This window comes from Clostridium pacaense, assembly GCF_020709765.2.
Lineage (GTDB): Bacteria > Bacillota > Clostridia > Lachnospirales > Lachnospiraceae > Enterocloster > Enterocloster hominis.
In genome coordinates this window covers 1-1690 of record NZ_JAJFEB020000051.1, presented here as the reverse complement: position 1 = coordinate 1690, position 1690 = coordinate 1, and the positions used below count along the sequence as shown (strand labels likewise).

General features: G+C 45.1%; 3 protein-coding genes. All 3 read left to right on the top strand.

The genetic code is table 11. The annotated features are described in order from the left end of the window. Positions 1-512: Rep family protein (locus LK536_RS58390; protein ID WP_506092290.1), on the top strand; the 512-nt coding region annotated here is incomplete at its 5' end. 694 nt (positions 513-1206) lie between these two features. Beyond that, positions 1207-1392, top strand: a complete 186-nt coding sequence (locus LK536_RS58385) for a sigma factor-like helix-turn-helix DNA-binding protein (RefSeq protein WP_506092289.1) — start codon at positions 1207-1209, stop codon at positions 1390-1392. After that, the coding region (locus LK536_RS58380) for a Rep family protein (RefSeq protein ID WP_506092288.1) at positions 1385-1690 on the top strand (306 nt) is incomplete at its 3' end. The genes LK536_RS58385 and LK536_RS58380, both read left to right, overlap by 8 nt.

The window sequence follows — 1690 nt, the reverse complement described above, 5'->3', positions numbered from 1 at the left end:
AAGACACAAACCCAAGCGGAGAGCCTAAGAAACCGCATTACCATGTTCTGCTAATGTTTGAGGGCGTAAAAGACTATGAGACGCAAGTTAAACCCATATTTGCTGAAATCGGCGGTGTAGGGCGTGAGATGGTTAATTCTGCGAGAGGGTATGCAAGATACCTCTGCCACTTAGATAACCCCGAGAAAGCCCAATATGAGCCCTCAGAAGTGCGTTGTTTGGGCGGTGCGGACTATACCGACATCACGAACCTACCGACAGACACTCGGAAGATGCTTGCGGAGATTATGGGGTACATACAAGAAAACGAGATTTTTTCTTTTGCTGAGTTTATCGACTTGAGCCGTTTGTATCATCCGGATTGGTTTACTTTGATTGTCAATACCAACGGTTGGATAGTTAAAGAGTTCATCAAGTCGCTTGAATGGGAACGCTCTGTCGGATATGTCAGAAAGGCGGAAAGATTGCCGAAAGCAGACCTTGAAACAGGAGAAGTCCTGGACTCTGAATAAGGCTGTATTCGAGCCGTCATGTTCATATAGCAAGCAGGGGGAAAATATATACACTCCGTGTAATATTTGCCCGCTTGTTAGGGGTGCTACGCCCCCTAAAACCCTTGTGTCGGCTCGTGCCGACTGCACGCCCTCTGGACATTGTTCCGTCGGTGATTTCTAAATACCACGCCTTAAAAGCAAGCAGTCAATGGCTTGCTTTTTTGCTTGCAAAAAAGTGGCGTAGCCACCATTGACTGCTTGCTTTGGCGTGGTAGGAAATCAGCACCGACGGACATTGTTCCAGAGGGTTTGAACCGCCCTTGGGGGCGGTGGCGAAAGCCAGTGGGGGAAAGCTCCGCAGGACGCACACTCAACCTTGTTGAGTATAAGTGCACACTTCGTGAAAGGGGTCGAGGGGAATCCCCTCGCACACGCTTTGCAGAACGCAAAGTATAGTGTGCTATACTTTGCTATACTTTGCAATCGACAAATAGCAACATTAGTCAGCAAAAAGCGACAAAAAAAGAGAGGGAGAGGGGAAAGGGGGAGTAACTACGACACTCCCCCTTGGTGTTCATTGTTCATTGTTCATGCTTGTATTGTCTTAAAACTAACTCAAACTAATATAAAAATATAACTTGACAGAGGTTTTTCTATATGTTAAAATCAGTTTATAGTTACATTTAAGACAATACAAAAAAGGAGAAAAAACATGACTATTGCAAGAAAAACTGGGGGTAGACCAAGCAAAAGACCTACCAATGCGGAGTTGGCAATGCTTTATAGTGTCATGACTGCCAAGGAAATTGCAGAAAAATTTGGTGTGTCCGTGTACACGGTGCGAAATTGGATAAACAAGGCGAGAAAGGAAGAGAGTGAGGAAGTGACTAATGGTTAAGGACAAAAGAAAAAAGGACGCTCCGACTGCAACGGAAACGCCCTTAAATCCAAATTCAACTACTGGTAATTCTAATACATTGTACAGAAAAAGTCAAGTGAAGAAGGAGCAGAGGACAAGGAACTTTGCGACTGTTGTTTATCCTGAATCGGCACCGTCTGATTGGATTGACAAGCTGGATCAGCTTCATGTAGCTGCCCTCATCAGTCCGCTGCACGATAAAGACACAAACCCAAGCGGAGAGCCTAAGAAACCGCATTACCATGTTCTGCTAATGTTTGAGGGCGTAAAAGACTAT